Below are 23,377 nucleotides of genomic sequence, written 5' to 3'. Positions count from 1 at the left end.
TCAAAGAAGCCTCACACCTTGACCAACGTGTTGTGGCAAGCCGCCCAGTGTTCCTCGCCGATCTCCACCCTCGGCGCAGCCTGGACGCATCGCCCGGTGGCGCGCTCACAACGCGGGTTGAAGGCACACCCAGGCGGGGGAGCCGCCATGTTCGGCACCTGCCCAGGGATGAAGCCCAGGGGCTGAGCCCCCTGCCCCAACTTTGGCACGGTGCCCATCAGTTTCAGGGTGTAGGGGTGTGCTGGTCGCTTGAACACTTGGCCCACCGGACCGCTCTCCACCACTTCGCCGGCGTACATCACCGCTACTCGATCACAGAGCGAAGCCACTACCCCAAGGTTGTGGGTGATAAACAGAATCGCCAGGTCCTGCTCCTTCGCCAGCTTGCGCAGCAAGGCGATGATCTGCGCCTGCACCGTGACGTCCAGCGCGGTGGTCGGCTCATCAGCGATCAGCAGTTTCGGTCGACAGGCCAACGCCATGGCAATCACCACTCGCTGCAACTGGCCGCCAGACATCTGGTGCGGATACTTGGCTAGCGCCAGAAAAGGATCGGGCATGCTCACCGCTTCCAGCGAGCTCAGCGCCTCGGCGCGGATTTGCGTCTTGTTCAGTTGCCGATGGCAGCCGATGACATCGAACATCTGCCGGCCGACCGTGAAGAACGGGTTCAGCGCCTTCATCGGATTCTGGAAGATCATCGCCGCGCCACCGCCGCGCAAATCCGCTAACTGCGATGCCGACGCACCGTTGACCTGCTGTCCGGCGACCTTGACACTGCCGCCCAGCCGAGCGGCCTCAGGCATCAATCCAAGGCAGGACATGGCCGTCATGGACTTGCCCGAGCCCGACTCCCCGACCAATCCAAGGATCTCGCCGCGCCTGACCTTGAGGTCGATGCCGCGTACGGCCTTTACGGTCTTGAACAAACCAGGGAAGGACACCGTCAGCCCTTCCACTTCCAGCACTAACTCTTGAGCTGCGTCGTTATTCGAAGCAGCGAGATGTTCGGGAGTAGACGGTTGCAAGGATTCGTTGATCATCAGCGCGTCCCCTTCTTTGGATCGAGCACATCGCGCAGCCCGTCACCCACCAGGTTGACGGCCAGTACCAGGACAAAAATCGCGACGCCGGGGAACAGCACCGTCCAGGGATTTTCGAGCAATTGCGAGCGCGACGCCGCGGCCATCAACCCCCATTCGACCATGGGCGGCTTGGCCCCCAGCCCGATAAAGCTCAGCGAGGCAGCGGCGAGAATGGTGTAACCAAAGTCCATGGAGCCCTGCACGATCACAGGCGTGGTGGCATTGGGCAGGACATGGCGAAGCAAGATACGGAAATGACTGACACCCATGGAGCGAGCGGCATGGATATAGGTTTCTGAACGAACCCGTACTACCGCACCGCGCATGATCCTCGCGTACCAAGGGAACCAGGAGACGGCGAGCGCTAACATGGCGTTGGCCAATCCCGACCCCAGCGCAGCGGTGATAGCGATCGGCAACAACAGCGGTGGAAAGGCCAGGAACACGTCCGAGACACGCATCAGCAGCGTATCAATTCGACCACCGAAGTAACCGGAAACAAGCCCAATCGGAATTCCGATCAGCATCGCGATCAGCGTCACGCTCACTCCGATGATCAGCGAGGTGCGTGCGCCATAAAGCACCCGTGAAAGAATGTCGCGACCAAACTCGTCGGTGCCCATCCAGTGTGCCCAGTTGGGTGCCATTAATTTTTGGGAAAAGACAATTTTGTTGGGTTCATAAGGCGCAAGCCAGGGGGCGAAGATGGCCGCCAGGATGATCAGCAGCAATAACAGCGCGCCAAATACAAACAACTTGTTATCGCAGGCAAAAGCCAGGGCCTTGATGCGCCATGATGGGGCTCGCGAGGGCATGGACAGGGATACGTCTTGGATACTCATTGGACTCGCAGCCTCGGATCAACAAGGTGATACAAGAGATCAACAATCAGGTTGATCGACAGATACGTCGTGGCCAGCACCAGGGTGGCCCCCATCACAGCGGGGAAATCATTCTGGGCAATCGAAAACACCACGAAGCCGCCCAGGCCGGGCCAATCGAAAACGAACTCAACGACTACCGCACCGCCGAGCAAATAACCGAAGGTCAGGCCCACCACTGTCAGGAGCGGAATCATTGTCGCCTTCAGGGCATAGGCGTAATGGATACGCCACTTGGGTACACCGTAAGAAACCGCCGTACGGATGTACTCCTCGGAGAGCACCTCGACCATCATGTTGCGGGTGATCCGGGTGACAGTGGCCAAGGTCACGACCACCAGGGTGAGCACGGGCAGCGTCAGGTGTTTGATGGCGCTCCACAGTGCTACGAAATTGCCGGCCAGCAGCGTGTCGATCAGGTAAAAACCGGTCACTCGCTCAAAGGGGCTATCGAGAAGAATGGAAGCATCGATACGTCCTTGCAGGGGCAACCAATTGAGCTTGCCGTAGAACAGCAACTGCAACCCCATGGCCAAGATGAAAACGGGAAATGCCGTCCCGGCGATGGACCCCGCTCGTGCCACGTTGTCGACCACTGAGTTCTGCCGGGCCGCCGAGATGACGCCGATTGGCACCCCGAGCAGCACCACCCAGAACATTGCAAGGAATGTAAGTTCAAACGTCGCGCCTACCCGCCTGATGACCTCCTCCGCCACCGGCCGCCCGGTGCGCAAACTGGTGCCAAAATCACCCTGGAGAAGATCGCCGATGTAATTGAAGTATTGGATCGGCAGAGGTTTATCCAACCCCAGTTTTTCTCGCGCGACGGCAATCTGCTCCGCCGTGGGGTGGTTCCCCAGCATCATCTCTACCGGGGATCCGGGAAGAGCTCGGCTCAGAACGAAGGTGATGGTCAACACGCCCAGAAGAATGAAGAACATCACTATCAATCGCTGGGCTATATACTTCGCCATTTATACTACCTTTTGTGGCTAATAAACTTGGCCCTGACTTCTTACGCCCAGCACAAAGCCCTCAAAAGAAAATTAGCTCTTGAGGAGTAACCGGGCGAATCAACCGACTGTCGGTCTACAAGGTAAATCAGGCCTACACCTACAACTTCATCACAAACAACTCAGCATTCAGCGATTCAAGTTGTAGTAGAGAATTGCCTCATAAGCGGGATTCAGGCTCTTTTCCATGCCCTTGATGTCTTTGCGGGAAACACGTATCTGCTGCACGTCCGCGTACCAGATCGCAGGAGCGTCCTTGGCCAGTAGCTGCTGGGCCTGCTGGTACTTTTCAGTGGACTGAGCCCGATCACTGCCTTCTAACGCCACCGCCTCCTCGATCAACTGGTCGAAGCCTGGGTTGCTGTAATGAGACAGATTGAATAGCGTGGTTTTCTCTGAATGGAACTCGCTGAAAAGCCAATCGCTGGGTGTCGGATATGTGGGCCACCAAGCCATGGATTGCAGGTTGGGAGCGGTGTCCAGCTTCTTGGCCTTATCCCAGATCACACCCCACTCGCCGGGACGTAACTCCACTTCTACGCCAACCTGAGACGCCGTCGCCTGGAACAGCTCAGCGGCGTTTGCATAGATGCCACTGATGTACTGCATCGAGACCTTCCAGTCCTGTTTGGGTACGCCAGAGGCTTCCAATAATTGGCGGGCTTTATCCAGATTGTAAGAAGCCATAGGCACGCTGGCATGCCCCCAGATACTGGTGGGTAAAGGCCCCTTGGACACACTGCCGTAGCCGTGCAAAATATCGTTGGTGACACCTTCATAGTCCCAAAGGTATTGCAGCGCCTGACGAAATGCCAAGTTATCCGTAGGGTACTTCTGGGTATTGATCAAGAACTGGAAGTTCTTCCACGAAGGCGCGGTACTGACCTTGATGGAAGGGTTCTCTCCCAATACCTTGAGCTGATCAAGGGGGATATCCCAGGCAACGCCAGCCTCGCCATTTTTTATCATCTGGGTGCGGGTGGACGCTTCGGACACGACCTTCACGATGACGCGATCAAATTGCCCTTCTTTCCAGCCTCCCCAGTAGCCATCGAAACGTTCGAGCACCACTTGCTGGCCCTGTTCGACCTGCCCAAGCTTATAGGGACCGGTACCGATAGCGTTGGGAGCCATCATCCAGTCATGCCCCTTATCCACCGCCGCCGGGGCAATGATATAAGCAGCGTATTGACCTGCCGCGATCAGATTGGCCGGAGTGGGATTCTGGAACTTGAGCACTACCGTGTCGTCAGCTACGATCTCGACGGAATCCAGGGCTTTCCATACATACGCAGCGCCTTGTTTTAGCGCTTTGACGTAGTCGATGGATTTTTTGACCGCTGCGGCGTTGAACGCCGAACCGTCATGAAACTTAACGCCGTGCCGCAGCTTGAAGGTCCAAGTCTTGCCGTTGTCGCTGCTTTCCCAGGACGTGGCGAGCCCAGGGGAAAACTCCTCGGTACTGCCCGGAGCGTTATAGACCAGAAGCGTCTCGTAGATATTGCCCAGCACCCGCACCTCTTCCGAAAACGCCGAGGCTGGATCCCAATCCTTGAAAGAGGCTCGATCAGCGACAACCAAGGTATTGTTTGCCGCACACACCAAGCCACTGGTCAACGGCGCAGTAATGGAAAGCGCCATCAACCCTGCCATCAAGGTTCTTTTGAAGTTCATCGATGTTCCTCTTATTTTTATGATGGGCGCAGCGGGTCACTTGCACGAGCAGGCGTTAATCCAGCTGGAATGAACGACGTGTTTGGCCGTTCGTGAAACTGCCTATTGAGCGGTGTGGCTCATTATTGATCTGCCGCACCGCCAGCTCAATTTCGCGAGCGCTAAGAAAAAAACGCCAGATGACGCTTGAAAGCGTCACCTGGCGTCTATTTTTAAAGCGGGGTTAGAACAACGGCGGAACGAGGTTGAACTCACCCTCGGATGGGCGAATCAGCAGCCGCGCCCTCACCTCGCTGGGTATCTCAGGGGCATCAATCGGGAAGCAGCTGCAACTGGAAAGCGCGTTACGCAGATCGATCGATTCACCGAGGTACTCAAACACAATCTGCGCACCAAAAGGACGTCGAAAATTGTCGCCCGACACGCCGAGCACCAAGCCGTTGAGAAAGCGGAAGCGACTGCGATAGGAGGGGTAAAGCGCCGACCAGATGTAGCCCCGAGACGATAGGTATTCGTGCTCGACGATGTAAATCAGATCGGATGAGGCAAAGCAGAACCCACGATATTTATTGATGCCGAAACTCTTCAGTTGGTCATCACCCAGTCTCACTCGCTCGTACGTTTTACTCAGGATTTTGTTGCCGGAACGGGTCAAGCGGGTAATCGACTTGATCACCTCCCCTGATCCGGAGGGCGACATCAAATAGACAAAGTAGTAACCCTGGTACTTCGACAGTTCCTGCGCGGAGCTTGGAAAAAAATCGGTTGGTACAGCACTGTCCGGCTCTCGCGCCGTGCGCTGCCTGTTGAGCAAAGCGCGGAACGACTCATGGTCGGAGAATATTTCATCCTCATCCACCCCGAAAAAAGCGCATATCTTGCGAAGGGTGAACAGTGAGGGAGTCGCCTGCGCCCCCAAGTATTTGTTGAACTGCTGGCGATTGATATCGAGGGAGCGGCAGACCATCGCCACCGACTTGTAGTACCCGCAGAGAAGGCGCAAGTTTTGACTGAAGTCTTGCGCCGACCGAGGTGAATTGGAACTCAGCATTTAACAGTATTCCTAACGCCACCATTGACAACACGCTGGACTAAACGTCGCTTGGATCACGGTTTTCAGAAGCTTGGCTTCGCCGCCTCGTGATCGACGTGAGCATTAAGCCCGACCATAGCGCCTGGGTGGGGGAATGTTCAACAATACTCACGCATGCAGTGTTTCCTGGCGCTCCAGAAAATTACGTCGGTAGCAAATTTTTGGTTCGATATTCGAGAGTGCACGATAGACGAGAGACGGCTCACGCCTCAGCACATAAACTTCAGGCAAAAAAAAGCCACTCATCTGAGTGGCTTTTTTCTGAATCTTGGAGTGGGAAACGAGACTCGCATCTGGTGACCGACTCGTTGAAATCCAAGGGGTTTCTTTTTCTTGGCGAGTTACAGAACAGTAACCAATCATGCCTTAGATCCGCGCCCCGCCTGACACTCATCCCAAACACCACGCATCAACTCCTTCAGCATCAGCGCCTCGCCCCAGCGATCCGTTATATCGCGCCCATCACTCCCTGTGATCGCATAGGGTGGCGGGCCAAGCTCGCAGGTGAAGGACAGGCTTGCGGGTGTGTTCGGTCGCGCCAGCCAATCCTTGATTCCGTAGCGCCACCAGCCCAGAAACCGGTCCAACCAGGGACGATGCTGGGCGAAGGTCAAGGGCACCTGGACCTGCTCGCTATTAGCGACCCGCCCATGAAAACCCCAACTGTGTCGTAGGATGGTGTGAATCTGTTCGTCGTCTTCGGCCGCGGCCGACTCAGGTAATTCGCGGCCCACGACGTAATGGGACAAGTCAGCCAACAACTTGAGGTCTGGCATCTGCGCGAGCAAATCGAGAGTGAACAACAGGTCACTGGTGAGACGATAGCGGTGGGTTTCCAGCAGGATCGGAAAGTCCACCTGCTCGGCCAGACGCTGCCAGCCTTCGATCAGTGTGATCGCCTGTGCCAGCGTGCGCGGCCGGACGTCGGCTTGCAACGTGAGGTGGTGGCAGCCGTAGCGGGAGGCAACCTCAAGCGCTTGCGCCAAGTCACTCACGGTGCGGGGAAACAGTTGACCTTCGATTTGCAGGCCTTGCGCCTTGGCAGCGGCATGCAGGCGCTCGGCCTGTGGCGCGATCCAGAAATGGTCGGTGATCCCATCGAAGCCAGCAGCGGCAATCTTCTCCACCTGCGCCTCAAGGGAAAAATCGCATTGACCACGGTGATCTTGCATGGCCCACAGGGACTGAAATACCAGGAATTCACGCATGTCAGGGCCTCAGCAGATGTTTGAGCGACACATCGGCGTCGGCCAATGCGTCCACAGAGAGTGGGGTCAAGTTGGCAATCAGCCGTTCACACAACTTGATGTCCTTGGCAACGCTGTTGCCCTGTCCCCAACCGCAGGCGCCTTGCAAACGTTGCTCGGTGTCCAGGTAGAACAGCAGCAGACCACCGCCTGCCAGGGTGCGAACGGCCGAAGGTGGCGTCGTTGAGATCACGCCCACTGTCTGCAAGCCCCAGTCGTACTGATCAGACCAGAAGCCGGGAACACCCTCGAACGGCAACTCGCCGCCCAACAGATTCAATGCCGCGTGGCGGCCCTGGGTCTCGGCATTGCGCCAGGTTTCCTGGCGCTGGAATAACGCGTCGGCGTGCAGGCGAAACTCACACACATCGCCGGCAGCAAAGATGTCTGGCGCGCTGGTGCGCAACTGGGCATCGACTCGAATACCCTGGCCCACCTCAAGCCCCGCCGCCGCGGCCAATTCGATGTTGGGTTGCATGCCGATACCGACCACCACCCAGTCACAGGGCAGCACCTGGCCGTCCACCAGTTGCACCGCCTCAGCGCGTTCAATGCCTTGTACCCTTTCAAGCGCTACGTTCAGCCGCACATCAACGCCCTGTTGCCGATGCAATTCCAACAAGGCCTGGGACACAGCTTCAGGCAATACTCGCCCGGCCAGTCGTGGCCCGGCTTCCAGCAACGTCACCTGACAGCCCAGGGTCCGGGCCGTTGCCGCGACTTCGAGGCCGATAAAGCCACCGCCGATGATCACCAGGCGCGTGCCGGGCATCAATGCGCTGCGCAGGGCCAGGGCTTCGTCATGGGTACGCAGGTAAAGCACGTTGGCCAGAGGTTCAGGCACCAGGGACAAGCGACGCGCTCGCCCCCCGGTCGCCAACAGTAATCGGCTGTAGGGCAACCAACGTCCGTCGGTCAATTGCAGGCGGTGGTGCTGCGGATCCAGGCTTTTTACCGGGTTGCCCGCCAGGTGTTCGATGTTCAGTCCAGTGAGCCGGCTATCCCTCCACAGGCTGCAATCGTCCAGGTCCATCGTGCCCTGCAGCAAGCCCTTGGACAGCGGAGGACGCTCGTACGGCAAATGGAGTTCATCGCCGATCAGGATCAGCCGACCGGTATAACCCTGCTCGCGCAAGGTCAGCGCAGCACGGCCACCGGCATGGCCGGCACCGACGATAATCAGTGGAGCATTCATGGCGTGCACTCCTGGCGGTCAAGCCGAAATGGCGAGCAGAACCCGTCCCGCGTCGACCCGTACCGGATAGGTCTTGAGATTGACGCACACTGGCGCCCCCAAGGCTTTGCCGGTGCGATAGTCAAAGCGCCCGTTGTGCTTGGGGCACTCGATGACATGGTCCATCACCAGGCCGTCAGCCAGGTGGATCGACTCGTGAGTACACAGGCCAGCAGTGGCAAAAAACTCGTTGTCAGCAGAGCGGTAGATGGCATAGGTATGCGGCCCGTGGTCGAAGCGAATGACGTCTTCTTCATTGATTTCGCCCACGGCGCATACATCGATCCATTGATCGTTCATGGCGTTTTCTCTTGTTCGGGATACAGCCGGAAGGTGTCAGCCCAGCGTGGCTTCAGCCTGTGGATGAGCGTCGGTGGCAGGCCTTGAGCTACCGACGGGGCGTCGCACGAAATACGTCGGGTCCTTGCGCTGCTTCAAGAGGGTCGGAATGATTTCCTTGAAGGCCTCGCCTATGTTGGCGTAAGGCGGCGGGCAGTCGTGGCGGATCTCTTCATGGAGTTGCGCCAGGGCGTGGTACGGCACCATCGGGTACATGTGGTGCTCAAGGTGATAATTCATGTTCATGTACAGAAAGCGCAGTACCCGGTTCATATAGATGGTGCGGCAATTGCTACGGTGGTCCAGCACATCTTCCGCCAGGCCCACATGTTGGGTGAGGCCTAACAGGTAGGACAACCAGCCGCCATACAGGATGGGCAGGCCGATATACATCAGCGGCAACCAGCTGTGCAGGTAAAGCGCCGCGCCAAAGACAACGGCGTAAATCACCAGCCAGATACGGGCCGCCAGGAACACCTTGGACCATTCGGACTCAGGGATGAACGTCTGTTCCTCGGCACCCATTTTTCCAACAGCGTGCCGGCACACGCCTCCCATCGTCTTCAGCAGCAACGGGATCTGGAACAGGCTCAGCAGCATCATGAACAAGCTCGGTGGACGCGGTTCGACGATTTCCGGATCGCGGCCGACGACGATGGTGTCGGTATGGTGCCGGGCATGGCTCCAGCGCCACACATGGGGCTCGAACATGCACATGAAGCTCGCCACCTGGTAGAGCGCATCATTCATCCAGCGGGTCTTGAAGGCGGTGCCGTGAACGGTTTCATGCCAGCGCGGGTTGGAGGCGGTGGCGTACAGAACGCCATACGCAAGGAAAAACGGCACACAAGCCCAAGTGCCCCAGAACCAGTAGCCGCCGAGGCCGGTGATCACCAGGGTCAGCAGCCAGATGGCGGTGTCGAGCAAGGCCGGGCCGTCGCGGCGCTGCATCAGTTGCTTCATGCGTTGACGGGAGATGGGCGACTGGTACCAACTGGCCGATACAAGGCCTTTTTCAGCCGCGCGGGCGGCTTCAGGGCCGGTCAGGCGATAGTCCCGAGTAGAGGCTGTGTTGTCTTGAGACATTGTTATTGTTCTCCGCAAGCGTGAGATGTCAGGTGCTTTGCGTAAGAAAATATAGAGAGCGCGGAAGGCCCCCTCAAGGTCTTGAATACATTCCCTATCAAGCTATCATCCAGCTCCTGCGGGGCTTGATAGTTTTCTATCAAGACGCTTTGAAGGTTCATCATGAGTAACAATAAACGCCCCACCATCGCCACGGTCGCCGAACACGCAGGCTTAAGTGTCGCCACCGTCGACCGCGTACTCAACGCTCGCGCCCCGGTTAATCCAGCCACTGCCGAACAGGTGCTTCAGGCCGCCGAAGCCGTGGGCTATTTTGCCGCGCGGCTGATCGGCCAACGCATTCTCGAACGCCGCCCCACGTACCGTTTCGGCATCCTGTTGCTGGGCACCGCCCAGGCGTTCTACGCCAACCTGGCCCAAGCCATCACCGAGGCCGCGCAGCGCCACGCCGGGGCCAACCTGACCTGCCAATTCGAATACGTTTTTGATCGCACCCCCAGCGCCATCATCGCCCAGATCGAACAGTTGGCGGTGCAGTGCGACGGTCTGGCGGTGGTCAGCTTCGCCCACCCGCTGATCAACGCCGCCCTCGCCCAGATTCGCGATGCCGGAGTGCCCGTGGTGGCATTGCTGTCGGGCATTCATGAGGCGGCGGCCGAGCCCTATGTCGGCCAGGACAATCAGGTAGTCGGACGCACGATGGGGTGGCTGCTGGCCCGCACCTGTGGCGCGCGCAAAGGCAGCATCGGCATTCTGCTCGGTGGCCATCGCTTTCTTGGCCACCAGGAGCGGGTCGAAGGCTTGCACAGCTACTTGGCCGAACACGCACCTGGTTTGCGCCCACTGGAGCCGCTGATCAATCTGGATAACTGCGACATCACCGAAGAAGCAACCCTCGACCTGCTGGTTCGGCATGACGATTTGCGCGGGTTGTGTGTGGTAGGCGGCGGTGGCGACGGGATTATCAACGCCTTGGCGCAACTGCCCAAGCGCCCGGCGCTGTGTTGCATTTTGCAGGAGTCCACCGAGCTGTCACGCCAAGCCCTGGCCCAGGGTCTGGTCGACGTGGTGATCGATTCTCAGCCGCGCCAGACTGCAACGGCGCTGGTGGATCTACTGGTGGAATTGCAGACTGCGCAGCAGTTCGATCCTGTGCGTCACCGGGTGCATATTCCGCTGCAAATTGTGACATCGGAGAATTCCCAAAGCTGATGGGCTGGCAGCACAACCTGTTCGGCCCTTGATGGCGCGGTTAACCGCCATTTACTACAGCTTCAGCTAGCTTCTGCACATTCAATCCCGCCCCTAGACGCTCGGTAGCACAGTGGCAAACGGGAAGATCTTCCAGGGTAATTCGCGCGATCTTTGCTGCTTATGCCTGTCGGAGCTACGTCACAGCGTTCCGTGCAAGTATTGGGGTTTGGCAATTTTGGCTACCCTACCCCGCCGCACCGCCTAATCCGCTTCCTGTTCGTCAAACCAGCATTTGGTCTCGGGCCTCCTTCAGATTCGCAGTCTCCCGCGACACCCTTGCCCCTGGCTACCCCCTCCCCTTGCCGGGTGTGTAGAGGACTTTCACAAGTTGCATAAAGCCCCCTGTGAACGAGCACCCCCTCAGAAGCGCTCTCTCAGCACAACTTTTCGTAGCAGCGCACTGGCAAATGGGCGCATTGAGCAATACCCTGCCCGTACCGCCCCAACGTTACGAGCTGAAACATGTCAGGGATTGCCATATTTGAAAGCCCACGTTGGCTACGAGATCTTCTCCGCTTCTTGCCGCTGAAGAGCCAATTCGTCCTGTCAGGCAACATCCGCGACCTGCAGGCCAGTGAAGTGGCGCCCGGCACGGTGACTGCGCAGAGCTTCAACCAAACCCTCTGTAATGCCCTGCTCGATGCTGGCTACACCCAGGTCATCGCCTGGGATCCCGTGTCCGGTTTCCGGGCAGTCGACAAACCCGGCTCCGCCCCTGAAGCCGGCCAGACGTTGCTTCAGGAACTTGGCCTGACTCCGGTAAATGGCGTAGCACCCGCAGGGATCGATCTGCTGGGCGCCACCCTGCCACGGCTGGTGGGTCGTGCTGGCGAACCTATCGCGCTGATCATCGATTTCGCCTCACGCCTAGTGGTTCGCAACGACTCCCTCAGCGCGGCGGAACATCAGCTCTTCACCCAGGCCCTGGTGCAATCCCATCAGGCTCGCAGCCGTCCGGCCACACAGCTGCGTAAACCGTTCTTCAATACCCTGCTATGGCTGGTGGAAAAAGAAGGTGATTTGCCCGACTGGTTGCTGGTCGACAACCCGCGCCTGCGCCACATTCCCGTGTCCAAACCCGATCAATTGTCACGCCGTGCATTGGCACCGGCGTTGCTCAAAGGGCTCAGTGGCAGCCAGGGCGCCAGTGAGGTGGTCATGCATCAGGCTGTGGAAGCCTTCGTCCAGAACACCGAGGGATTGCTGCTGCTCGATCTCAGCGCCATTGCGCAACTGGCGCGGGTCGAGGGTGTCGCCATGGAGCAGATTGCCGATGCGGTGCGACGCTACAAGATCGGTGTTACCGAGGACCCATGGCTGAAGATCGACCGTCAGCGTATCCGGCATGCGGACGCGCTCGTCCACCAGCGGGTCAAAGGCCAGGAGCATGCGGTGACGCACATGCTCGACATCGTCAAGCGTGCGATGACTGGCGTCGGCGCCAGTCGCAAGGGCAACCGTCCACGGGGCGTAGCCTTTCTCGCGGGACCAACCGGCGTGGGCAAGACCGAACTCGCCAAAACGATTACCAGCCTGCTGTTCGGCGACGAAAGTGCATACATCCGCTTCGACATGTCGGAGTTCAGCGCCGAGCATGCCGATCAACGCCTTATCGGCGCACCGCCCGGCTACGTCGGTTATGACGTTGGAGGTGAGCTGACCAATGCGATCCGCGAGAAACCGTTCAGCGTGGTGTTATTCGATGAAATCGAAAAAGCCCACCCACGGATTCTCGACAAGTTCCTGCAGATCCTCGACGACGGAGTGCTGACGTCAGGCCGCGGTGATCGGGTGTACTTTTCGGAGGCCCTGATCGTGTTCACTTCCAACCTGGGGATCTATCGCCAGGGCGACAATGGCGAACGCGTTGCCAACGTCCTGCCGGGCGAAGCCTTCGAACAAGTCCAGGACAAGGTGCACAGCGAGATCGATCGGTATTTCAAGCTGGTACTCAACCGGCCGGAAATCCTCAATCGAATCGGCGAGAACATCATCGTCTTCGACTTCATTCGCGAAGGCGTTGCAGTGCAAATCTTCGAACAGATGGTCAACGCCACCTTCGACGACCTGCAGGGACAGAACCTGTTTATCGAATTGGCCCCCCAGGCACGCCAGGCACTGCACAACCTCTGTCTGCAGGACCTGTCCAACGGTGGCCGGGGCATCCGCAACCAGTTAGAAGCACGCCTGCTCAATCCCCTGTCGCGGGCGCTGTTCGATCAGGACGCGCAACCGGGCGAGCACTTCACGATCACCGAGTTGGACATCACCGGGCTGAAGATGGAACGTCACTAAACATGGACCTTAGCCTGTCGCGCATGCATTTTCCGGTCACTACCCTCGGCCCGGGGCGGCGTATTGGTATCTGGTTCCAGGGCTGCAGCATCCGCTGTCCAGGCTGCATCTCTGCCGATACCTGGGGGCCCGGGCACCGACGCTTGTCGCTGGAGCGACTGCTTGAACAGATAACCCCCTGGCTGCACGAGGCCGAAGGAATCACCATTTCCGGAGGGGAACCGTTCGACCAGTTCGACGCCCTGCGATCGCTGCTCGAAGGCCTGCGTCGACTCAGCGAGCTCGACATCCTGGTCTACAGTGGCTACTCCCTGGAACAACTCGACGCGCCGTTGCTCCAGACCAAGGGCTTGATAGATGCCTTGATCAGCGATCCCTATATCGAAGCACTCAGTCAGACCATGGCCCTGCGCGGCAGTGACAATCAACGCCTAAGCCTGCTCACGCCACTGGGCCGGGCACGCCTGGGTCATTACGAACGCCTGCTCGAACCCACCGACAAGGCGCTCGACCTGATGTTTGACGAAAGTGGCAGCGTCTGGATGGCCGGCATCCCACGGCGTGACGACCTATTGCGCTTACGCGACCTGCTGCATGAACAGGGCCATCATTTACAGATCAGCGCACACGCGTCGCGACGCCGCTGATTGGAGCACACCTCTCATGATACGTTTCTGCCCCAACTGCAAAACCGAACGCGCCCTCCAGGAAATGTTCTGCGAAGGGCTCATTCAGGAACGACCCTGCGGCTGGGACCTCGCCGGCGAACCCATCCATGCCGCCGGTTGGCGGCCGCAAGCCGTCTTCACTGAGGAAACCTTCCCGCCGGTCAGTTCGATTCAGGGAAATGCCCCCGACCTGCTCTGCGAAAATGGTCACCCGATGGTCGATGGCGACCTGATGTGCCTTGAATGTGGCAGCTCACCTGCACAAGCAACGGCCGACGACTCCCAGCCAGACAGCAGCGAACCAGAGGGAGTCCACCAGACCCTGATCGATGGTTGGCGGTTGATCCGTCAGATCAGCAGCACCGACGGCGTGCGAGAACGATACCTCGCCAAGCACGAAGAAACCGCGCAACAGGCAGTCCTGACCCTGTATCGACCCGGCGCCGAACCGGACCCGGCGATCTATGATGTGATCCGCCGACTGCCACGCGAGCACGTACCCGAAATCATTGCCACCGGCCGTTGGGATGACCGTGCCTATGAGGTCATTGAAGAACTCACCGGCGGGACCCTGGCAGAACTTGGCAGTGTGATCCGCGACAGCGACAGCGTGCGCCATGTGGTCAACGAACTGGGCCTGGCGCTGCATGCTTTCAACGAGGCCGGCCTGCGCCATCGTGACCTGCGCCCGGCCAGCCTGCTGGTACGTTCCCGCGAACCGCTGGACCTGGTCATCAGCGGCTTCGGCTCGGCACGCCTGTCCGAGTTCGACCTGGACATCGTATCGCCACTGGAAACCAGCCGCTACATGGCGCCCGAAGCCATCGCTGGCGGCGTTGCGGCTGCCTCGGACTGGTGGAGCCTGGGCATGATCCTGCTCGAGCAACTGACCCAGGGCGCCTGCTTCGACGGCATCAATGCCAATGCATTTCTTATTCACGTGCTGGCCAACGGAGTACCGATCCCCGACGACCTTGACCCGCGCCTGCACCTGCTGCTGCGAGGTCTGCTGGCACGCGACCGTCATCAGCGCTGGCAATGGCCGCAGGTCGAAGGCTGGCTCAACGGCGTTGCGGTCGAGGCACCGGCCTCTTCCGTCCAGCAAACGGACGAAGGTGAAGGCGCGACCCTACTGCTGGGCGAGCGCCGCCTCCACAAGCCCGGCGTATTCGCCCTGGCGGCTGCCCAGGCGGATAACTGGCAACAGGCCCTGGACCATTTGCTGCGCGGTGTGATCGTGACGTGGGCCGAACAGGTCGGTCTCGCCCCTTCGCTGGTTGCCGGCTTACGTCAGGTCGTCCAGCACGAAGGGATCGAGGATGACTTCCGTCTCATGCTGGCGCTGAGAATCCTCAATCCGGAAATCCCGTTGATTCATCGTGGCGACATCGTCACACCAGGATGGCTACTGGAGCACCCACTGGAAGGCTATCGCCTGATCAGCGGGTCGGTCCCGGACCTGCTGGAGCAATTGCAGACCGACAACTGGTTGTCGCGTCTCAAATCCCGCGCCGAAAACGTACGTCAGCGTGCCCTGCACCAACACATCGAGTTGGTCGAAGAGCAACTGCGGATATTCCTGCTATCGACCTCGCGAGCGAAGCTGTCCACGCAATGGCAAGAGCGCCAACGCCTGTTTCCAGACACCGACCATCCGGGACTGACCTCACTGTCGGAGCGCCGGGTGATCGCCGAAGAAGATCTGATCGTGCTGCTCAGCGCGGCGATCAGTCAGTTCCGTTCGGGGGCCTCGATTGTAGAGGCCGCCGCCGAGTTGGCCAGGACTGCCGATGTCGGTTGGTTCGACTCCGAAGCGGCGACCCAACTGCTATTCCATTCGCGGCTTGAGCTGTACCGCAGTGTCGATGAACGCATCCAAGGCTTTGCCCGTTGTGGCGTGCCGGCAGTGGACGAGTGGGCCGAGCAGTTCCGTCTGGAGCGACGTATGCCGTTGGCCCAGGCGCTGGTGTTGCTCGCCATTCCGTCCAGTCATTGGCTGGAACCACAGAAACAGCAGTACGTCTCACAGATCCTCGACTTCTTCGAGAAGAAGGTGGTGACCGCAGTGATGCGCGGACCACTGGTGCGTATGAGCATCGGCAAGAGCACCGCACGGATCGACGTCAACGAACTGAACAGCGAGCGCAGCCCGGCTGCGGCTTTGCTCGATCACCTGTTGCAACGTAATGCCCGGGCAGTGAACCTCGACCCGGAGAGTTTTCAGCTCAACGGCCAGCTGGAATCGCGCCTGCATGCCTTGTACCGGCAAAGCGCGCTGTACAAACGCGACACCGGCATCGACGGTCTGTACCTGGGCTTCCCGTTCCTGCTCAATCGCGACCCTCGCGGCACCACGCGTACGCGGATCATCCCGCTCCTACTGTGGCCCGTGAAACTGCTGCTGGAGCTGGGTGCTCGAGGTCACGCCGCCTTAGCGTTCGACAGTGAGCGTGAGGAAGTTCGGCTCAACCCCGCGCTGGAAAGCGTGCTCGGCGCGGAGACCTGCAAACGCTGGCGCAAGACCGCCGATGAACTGCTGGGCCGCTCGTCAATTCGTGCAGCGGATGTGATGGATGCCTTCGGCATGCTTGCCACCATTCGCTCACGCGCCCTTGGCAACCTTCCCGCCAGCACCGTGGAGATCGCGCCCTACCAAGACGAGCTGGACTGCGCGGCGGTGCTGTTTCACGTGACCTTCATGGGGCAAGCCATCGGTGAAGACCTGCGCCAACTGAAAACCCTGTCGCCCGCCGGTACCGGCCTGGAAACGGCGTTGCGCCTCAAGACTACCGCCGAAACCGCGCACGAGGCACCGCCAGGCGAGCTGCAACGTTACTTCACCGTGGCCAGCGATCCATCCCAGGAAGCGGCCGTGATCCAGGCTCGACAAAGCCCGGGACTGCTGGTCGAGGGGCCGCCCGGAACCGGCAAGAGCCAGACCATCGTCAACATGGTCGCCGACGCCATTGGCCGCCAGCGCAGCTTGCTCATCGTCTGCCAGAAGCATGCGGCGCTGGAGGTAGTGTACAAACGCCTGGTCGCCGAAGGCCTCGGCCAACGCATCGTCATGCTCAATGACGTGAACCGAGACCGCGAGCCCGTCATCCGCGGTATTCGCGAACAACTGGAAAGCCTGTTCACGAACGGCAACCAGGCACAGGGCTGGCAGCGCCAGCGCGAACAGGTCGCGGCCCGCATCGAGGCCCTGGAGGGCGAGCTCGACCGCTTCCACCAGAGTCTGCATCGCCTGGATGAAAATACCGGCCTCAGTTATCGCAGGCTGCTCGGCGAGTTGATTGAATTGGAATCCGGCCCGGCCCCGCTCGAGTTTCCGGCCCTGCGCCAACGCCTGGCCTCCCTGGACCTCGCTAGCCTGACCCGTTTGGAGGAAAGCTGCGCCCCTCTGATTCGCCTGTGGTTACCCGCACGCTACGAAGGCAGTCCATTGGCCCAGTTGCAGTCGTTCGCCGCCGACCGGGCGACTTTGCAGGCTTTCACCGACAATCTGCACAGTTTCACCCAGGCCGAACACAACCGTCAGGCCACGCTGCAAGCACACCCTGCCAGCTTTGAAATCGACGACCCGGCGCCGTACCGTAACTGGATAGCGGCCCATGTCGCAGCCCTGCTCGACCTGAAGCAAGAGCAACGTCTGCGCCTTGCGCGGTGGCTACCGTTTTTCCGCAGCCGCGAAGCGGGCCAACCCCCACGGGGAGAGTCGATTCTCGGCGAACTACAGCAACTGGATCAGCAGCTCGACCAACTGGATCAGGACCACTACGCCTCCGCCTTGTCACCGGCCCTCTGCCTGCTCGAAAACAAGGCCCTCAGGCATCTGGATCAAGACTGCACCAAGGTCATGGCAGCCCGGTCCTGGTTGGCGAACATCAACCCGCTGCATCTGTTGCGGCGCAAACGACTGCGCAACTTCCTTCAGGGCCAGGGGGAAAGCCGTGTTATTGAAGCACTACCAACCCTACAGGCAGCCATCCGTCTTGAAAGCCAGTGGCGACCATTGCGCGCCGAGCTGAGTACCCTGCACCAGGCGTTGGAACTGGAAGCTGTGAGTAAGCAAGCCTGCCTGGAATTGATCAGCTCCGTGAAGAGCGACATCCGCCACCTGCTGGAAATCCAGGCGCTGGCCATGGCGTTGGCGCAATCGCCTCGCGCCCGACAGGCCGACGAGGCCGCCCTCGCCGGCGACAAACAACATCTCGAGGCGCTGCTCAGCGAGCTCGATGCTTCGCTGATGCGCCATGGCGTTCGCCAATCCAGCCTCGAGCAACTCAAGATACTCGGCGACTGGCTGGGCGAAGAACTGGTGCAGCAACTGCAGCACGCCATCGAGCACAATCTGAGCAATCAACTGTCTCTTGATCGGCTGCATGAAGCGCTGCCCTTCCTGGCCGCCTACCAGGCATTCCGCGGGCGCGCCGCTCAGTTGACAGCAGCCGACCTGGAGCTGCTCGCATTGCTGCGCCAACGCCAGGAACAGTTGGACAACATTGCGCCCGAGCAGCTTGAAGCCGCGGTACGGCGCCTGCTCAACCGCGAAGCTCGACTGGGTTGGAAACACCGCGTCGAGCAAACCAATCCCGAACTGCTGTTCAGCCAGGACGAAGCCCGTGCCAAAGTCGCCAGCCTCGCGCAAGCCGATGCGCAGATGCGGCTGCTCAATCGCGAGCTGCTGGCCAAAGCCATCAACCTTGATCACCTGGGTAACCGCAAACAATGGGAGGATGTCACTCGCCTGACTGGCAAACGCTCACGACGCCTGCGCGAATTCATTGAACTGGGCAGTAACTTAGGCCTGATGAGCCTACGCCCGGTGTGGTTGATGAACCCGGACGTCGCCAGCCGTGTGCTGCCGCTCAAGGCAGGCCTGTTCGATACCGTTATCTACGACGAAGCCTCACAGATGCCGGTTGAGTTCGCCCTGCCAACCCTGTTCCGCGGCCAGGTCACTGTTGTCAGCGGCGACGAGAAGCAAATGCCGCCGACGGCATTCTTTTCCAGTCGCATCGAAAGCGACGAAGCCGAAGTGTTTGACGGCGACGAACCTGATGAAGACGCGGATGAGGAACAGCGCGAAGCGTTCGAAGACACCTGGAACCGTCGTGAGATCAAGGATTGCCCCGACCTGCTGCAGCTGGCGCGCAACGCCCTGCCCAGCACCACATTGCAGATCCACTACCGTTCGGCCTACCGTGAACTGATCGGCTTTTCCAACGCCTCGTTCTATGGCAATCGCCTAAACGTTCCGGTCCGTCACCCGCAGGCGAACATCCAGCGCATCAAGCCGCTGGAGCTGATCCAGGTCGGCGGGCTGTATCAGAACCAGAGTAACGCCCAGGAAGCCGAACGGGTCGTCGAGTACCTGAGCGAATTGTGGCAGGAGCCCTACGACCAGCGCCCCTCGGTGGGTGTCGTCACCTTCAACCGCAAGCAGGCCGACCTCATCGAGGAGCACTTGGAGCAGCGTGCAGAGCAGGATGAACTGTTCCGCGCCGCCTACGCCCAGGAGCGTGAGCGCAGCGAAGACGGCGAGGACATGTCGGTGTTCGTCAAGAACGTGGAGAACGTGCAGGGGGATGAACGCGATATCATCGTCTTCTCCTCCACCTTCGGTCGCAATAGCCAAGGCACATTCCGCCGTAGCTTCGGCGTACTGGGGCAGACGGGGGGCGAACGACGCCTGAACGTGGCGGTGACCCGCGCGCGACGCAAGGTGGTGATGATCACATCGATGCCGATCGCCGATATCTCCGACATGCTCAACACGCACCGTGCCCCCAACAGCCCGCGAGACTATCTGCAAGGCTATCTGGAATATGCTCGCGCCCTCTCCTCGGGCGAGTTCAGCAACAGCACCAAGTTGCTGGAGCGCCTGCAGACCGACCGCAGCAGCCAGCATCGTGAGCAAGGTCAGCAAAGTGATGGCTTTGTCAGGCTGGTCGGTGAATTCATTCATTCCCTGGGATGGCAGGCCGCTCCCGCCAGTGAAGGCGACGCTTTCGGTCTCGACTTCGCCATCGAGAATCCAGGCACGGGCCTGTACGCAATAGGCATCGAGTGCGATGCGCCTTGCCATAATCTGCTGGAACGTGCCCGCGCCCGGGAAATTTGGCGCCCGTCCGTGCTGCACCGCGCCATCCCGCACATCCATCGTGTGTCGTCGCAAGCCTGGTATCACAGCGGCGACAGCGAACGTTCACGGCTGCGTGAAGCAATCGAACACGCCATGCAAGTCGAGCAGCCGCTGCAACCCAGCCCTACTTCAGTTGATACGGAAATCTGCCAATGAGTGGTCCCAAGGTCGTTCGCATTGTTACCCGCGAAGAAATCATCGCCATTTGTGAAGGCCACCTGCAACGGCTGGAGCGCGCCGTGGACCGCTGGCAGACACAGGCCACAAGGCTTGGCGAACTCAGTGAGCAGGAGCGCTCCGCCTCCCTGGAGCGACACGCTCGCCTTCGCGCCCTGCTGGCAGAAGACCGATTGGCGGAACTGCAGAAGGCCGTGCCAGTGGAGATCGAGCACCTGCGCCGTGACTTGGAGGACCGCGAAGAGCGCGCGATCATTCATGCCGCCGAACGACGCCAACGCGACCGACGCGTCCAGGAAAACGCAGAAACCCTGCTTGATGCTTTGCAAGCCGACCCCGAAAGCGTCGACCAGGCCTTGCTGGAATCCCTCTCACGACTGGCCAGCGGTGCCAGTCGGGAAGATGCCGAACGTCTACTGGCCGAGGGTTTCGCCCACTTGAGCAAGGCAAGCGAGAAGCCAACCCTGAGCGATACCCAACGCGCCCTGGCGCAGCAACTCAAGGTCGACGAACCCGAAGTTTCCCTGCGCCAATGGATTGCGGCCCGGAAACCGGATGCAACGCGCGACGTACGGCTGCTACGCATTGACCGCCACATCGTGGAGCTGCAACTGCTGCAAGGCACTGAGCGTGCCGCACCCTTCCTCCTGGCACTGGAAAGCGCTGAAACGGAAACCGATGCCAAGCGGCGCAACCTGCTGCTCGACAGCCTAGTACTCGACCTCGCCGCGTCCACCCGAAACTTCCGACGCCAACGCGAATGTCTCGAACAACTGCAGGATCTGGCCAGCGAAGTCAAAACCTACACAGGCATCGAACACGCAACCTTGCTCGGTCATATTGGCGCTTGTACAACCGACACCGAGCTCTCGGTAACGACCGGACTGATCGAGCAGTGCAAAACGCTTATCGCTTCCCACTTACAGGACCAGGCCGCCCTCGCCCGCCGCGAAGCCGTGCTCGGCGGCTTGGCCAGCCTCGGCTACGAAGTGCGCGAAGGCATGGCGACTGCCTGGGCAGAAACCGGCAAGGTCGTGCTGCGCAAGGCCGCTACCCCCGGCTACGGAGTGGAAGTGGGTGGCAAAGCCGATAATGGCCGTCTGCAGGTTCGCGCCATAGCCCTCAGCAGTGATCGCGACAGGACGCGGGATCGCGACATTGAAACCATCTGGTGCGGCGAATTCCAGCGGCTTCAGGCCTTATTGAAAGACAAGGGCAGCGAGTTACTCATCGAGCGTGCGCTTTCGGTAGGTGAAGTCCCACTTAAAGAAACGAATATGTCCGAGCCGGACGTAGAAACAATCGCTGGTCAGCAAAAGACACTTCATAAATGAACCGCTAACTACATCCTCACCGCAAGCTATTGCCAACATGTTCTGCAGCCTGGAACTCAGAGCCGCGACGAGATTGCATTGGGTCTTGTAGCTACCACCTTAAGGCGCTGTTGCGGCACTTGAGCCCCCGTATTCGGTAGACTTCGCGCCCATCGCACGCAGGGAATAGCGATGGTTAAGCGGTACGAAATCCCCGATATAGCCTGGGAGTTGGTTGCTGATCTTTTTGAACAGCCTCGGCGCAGAGGTCGGCCGAGGGCCGATGACGCTCAATGGCTTGCTCTGGATGCTTTGCTCAGGCGCTGCGCGGGGCGACATTCCGGAACGCTTTGACCCTTGGTCAACGGTCTACCAGCGGTTCCAAGATTGGAGTATCGATCTGATGCTCAAGTGACTGCATTTCAGGCTGAACGAGCAGGGATTAAGCAATCGTTACCGGATGCAACCGGTGATCCCTCTACGATCCATGAAGCGCAAATCCAAGCCCGGCTTGCCTCGCTCGTTTTCGACCGAAATATCGGCAACGCAACATCATCGAATGTACATTCGGCGGGCTGAAGGAGAGTCTTCGCATCGTTACACACTTCGGCAAGCTCGGAAAAAAGACGCGACGATGGTCTCGTTAGCCTGTGCTATGCGATGTTTTCGACATTATTTTTCGGACAGCGCCTAGTCGATGGATGCCTAACAGCTGACAGCGCAAATATTGCACCAATGCTTGACAGGCGTTAATTAAGTGCTATCAAGAATAACAAGGAAATACTCATGCATGGAGATATCAATCATGGGGTTATCAACTCAAATTGCGGAATCATTTTATGATTCCAAATTCAGTTTTACACCAGGAACAATGTCAGGAGTAGTATGCGTCTTTACGACAGCCTTGGGAAAGGACAACCCTTTTTTTATTAAGTCAATTACATTCAATTACGGCGCTCATATTGAACAAGAGCTCATGATAGAGCTCCATAAAAAATTTGGTGAAGGCCTTAACACCCTGCCGGCCAACTCAAAAATTATTTTCTACCAATACTGGAGCCCGTGCCGCACTTGCACCGACGCCACAATACCAGACTTTCTCCGCAGGTTTGGACTTATCGAAAAAAACATAAGGGTCAAATTCAGATTTATAGATTATTACTCAAAAGCCAACGTTCCTAACAGCACAAAGCAGGAGCTTTGGGAGACTAACGCAGAAGCACAGCAAGCATATGATATCGCCTGCATTAGCTCTGGACATGCGAAAGTTAAAACAAATCCAACAACCCCCAATCAGACGATCGAAAGCATGTACTTAGTCATTGCCCCTGTAGGTAACAATAAAACCAGCTTCCTTATGACTGTCCATCAATGATCGCAGCGTTCATCGACCGTAACCCAGCGGTTGATCTCCAGACCTTCTCGCATTAGGCACCATTGACCTTAAGCTGCAAATCGACACCTAAGGCACACCTATCGGCCAATTGCTGCTTTTTCACTATTTGCTGCTGGCGTGATCGATTCGAACAAAATTGCCACCATCTGGCGGGACACCAAACTGCCAGTCAATCTGTCGTTCCGAGACGGACTGCCCTCTCCGATGAATTGAAGCGTCTGGGCGTTAGGCGATTCAGTGCGGGCTTCAAGCATCGCCGAGTTTCTGCACGGAGCCTTGAAAGCATTGGGTCCGCAGTTTCTTGAATAAAGGCCAACTCGACACTCAAACCTTGAAAGCCCATACATACGACGAATTGAAAGCTTTGATGGCGGCGAAGACTGAGCAATGCAGTCCCGCGGACGAGGCCAAACGCCAGTCTGAACGGAAAGCGTCTGGTTCTGAAATAGGAATAGAAAAAAATCTGGCAGTAGA

At 58.9% G+C, this 23,377-nt stretch carries 16 protein-coding genes and 2 pseudogenes; 8 read left to right on the top strand and 10 right to left on the bottom strand.

Annotation, left to right across the window (positions count from 1 at the left end; translation table 11 throughout):
- Positions 1-11: 11 nt before the first annotated feature.
- The 10 genes from LOY50_RS11330 to LOY50_RS11285 all read right to left on the bottom strand — a co-directional run bounded on the left by LOY50_RS11330 (position 12) and on the right by LOY50_RS11285 (position 9,652).
- Entirely contained in the window at positions 12-1,043 is a 1,032-nt protein-coding gene (locus LOY50_RS11330; protein ID WP_258690879.1) for an ABC transporter ATP-binding protein, read from the bottom strand.
- Positions 1,043-1,927, bottom strand: coding sequence for an ABC transporter permease (locus LOY50_RS11325; RefSeq protein WP_024616670.1), 885 nt, complete (start codon positions 1,925-1,927; stop codon positions 1,043-1,045). The genes LOY50_RS11330 and LOY50_RS11325 overlap by 1 nt, the downstream gene beginning before the upstream one ends.
- Positions 1,924-2,940: an ABC transporter permease gene (locus LOY50_RS11320; RefSeq protein WP_046061801.1), complete on the bottom strand. Its 1,017-nt coding sequence runs from the start codon at positions 2,938-2,940 to the stop codon at positions 1,924-1,926. Before LOY50_RS11320 ends, LOY50_RS11325 begins: the two co-directional genes overlap by 4 nt.
- Before the next feature lie 168 nt (positions 2,941-3,108).
- A complete protein-coding gene (locus LOY50_RS11315) occupies positions 3,109-4,653 on the bottom strand; it encodes an ABC transporter substrate-binding protein (RefSeq protein WP_258690878.1) in 1,545 nt (514 codons plus the stop codon).
- 223 nt (positions 4,654-4,876) lie between these two features.
- Entirely contained in the window at positions 4,877-5,704 is an 828-nt protein-coding gene (locus LOY50_RS11310; RefSeq protein WP_214509191.1) for a helix-turn-helix domain-containing protein, read from the bottom strand.
- Positions 5,705-5,854: 150 nt separating this feature from the next.
- The gene (locus LOY50_RS11305; protein ID WP_258690877.1) at positions 5,855-6,109 is read right to left on the bottom strand and encodes a hypothetical protein; all 255 of its coding nucleotides are present in this window, start codon (positions 6,107-6,109) and stop codon (positions 5,855-5,857) included.
- Entirely contained in the window at positions 6,106-6,954 is an 849-nt protein-coding gene (locus tag LOY50_RS11300) for a sugar phosphate isomerase/epimerase (protein ID WP_258690876.1), read from the bottom strand. The genes LOY50_RS11305 and LOY50_RS11300 overlap by 4 nt, the downstream gene beginning before the upstream one ends.
- A 1-nt stretch (position 6,955) precedes the next feature.
- The gene (locus LOY50_RS11295; protein WP_258690875.1) at positions 6,956-8,188 is read right to left on the bottom strand and encodes an NAD(P)/FAD-dependent oxidoreductase; all 1,233 of its coding nucleotides are present in this window, start codon (positions 8,186-8,188) and stop codon (positions 6,956-6,958) included.
- 18 nt (positions 8,189-8,206) lie between these two features.
- Complete coding sequence (locus LOY50_RS11290; RefSeq protein WP_018608132.1) at positions 8,207-8,527, bottom strand: MocE family 2Fe-2S type ferredoxin; 321 nt, start codon at positions 8,525-8,527, stop codon at positions 8,207-8,209.
- A gap of 36 nt (positions 8,528-8,563) precedes the next feature.
- Entirely contained in the window at positions 8,564-9,652 is a 1,089-nt protein-coding gene (locus tag LOY50_RS11285) for a fatty acid desaturase family protein (RefSeq protein ID WP_258690874.1), read from the bottom strand.
- Positions 9,653-9,814: 162 nt separating this feature from the next.
- On the opposite strand from LOY50_RS11285, the gene LOY50_RS11280 reads away from it, so the two are divergent.
- The 8 genes and pseudogenes from LOY50_RS11280 to LOY50_RS28960 all read left to right on the top strand — a co-directional run.
- Positions 9,815-10,864, top strand: a complete 1,050-nt coding sequence (locus LOY50_RS11280; protein ID WP_258690873.1) for a LacI family DNA-binding transcriptional regulator — start codon at positions 9,815-9,817, stop codon at positions 10,862-10,864.
- Positions 10,865-11,368: 504 nt separating this feature from the next.
- A complete protein-coding gene (locus tag LOY50_RS11275) occupies positions 11,369-13,201 on the top strand; it encodes an AAA family ATPase (protein ID WP_253473507.1) in 1,833 nt (610 codons plus the stop codon).
- A gap of 2 nt (positions 13,202-13,203) precedes the next feature.
- Positions 13,204-13,848: a 4Fe-4S single cluster domain-containing protein gene (locus tag LOY50_RS11270; protein ID WP_253473504.1), complete on the top strand. Its 645-nt coding sequence runs from the start codon at positions 13,204-13,206 to the stop codon at positions 13,846-13,848.
- A gap of 16 nt (positions 13,849-13,864) precedes the next feature.
- A complete protein-coding gene (locus LOY50_RS11265) occupies positions 13,865-20,173 on the top strand; it encodes an AAA domain-containing protein (RefSeq protein WP_258690872.1) in 6,309 nt (2,102 codons plus the stop codon).
- Complete coding sequence (locus LOY50_RS11260; RefSeq protein WP_258690871.1) at positions 20,170-21,528, top strand: hypothetical protein; 1,359 nt, start codon at positions 20,170-20,172, stop codon at positions 21,526-21,528. The genes LOY50_RS11265 and LOY50_RS11260 overlap by 4 nt, the downstream gene beginning before the upstream one ends.
- 171 nt (positions 21,529-21,699) lie before the next feature.
- Positions 21,700-22,201: pseudogene (locus LOY50_RS11255) on the top strand (transposase).
- A 96-nt stretch (positions 22,202-22,297) separates the two neighbouring features.
- On the top strand, positions 22,298-22,882 hold the full coding sequence (locus tag LOY50_RS11250; protein WP_258690870.1) for a hypothetical protein: 585 nt from the start codon (positions 22,298-22,300) through the stop codon (positions 22,880-22,882).
- A 114-nt stretch (positions 22,883-22,996) separates the two neighbouring features.
- Positions 22,997-23,288: pseudogene (locus LOY50_RS28960) on the top strand (isocitrate lyase/phosphoenolpyruvate mutase family protein); the annotation flags it as partial.
- Positions 23,289-23,377: the final 89 nt, after the last annotated feature.

This window comes from Pseudomonas sp. B21-010, from assembly GCF_024749325.1.
Lineage (GTDB): Bacteria > Pseudomonadota > Gammaproteobacteria > Pseudomonadales > Pseudomonadaceae > Aquipseudomonas > Aquipseudomonas kilonensis.
The sequence above is the reverse complement of the archived record's forward strand: the minus strand, read 5'-3'. Positions and strand labels throughout refer to the sequence as shown.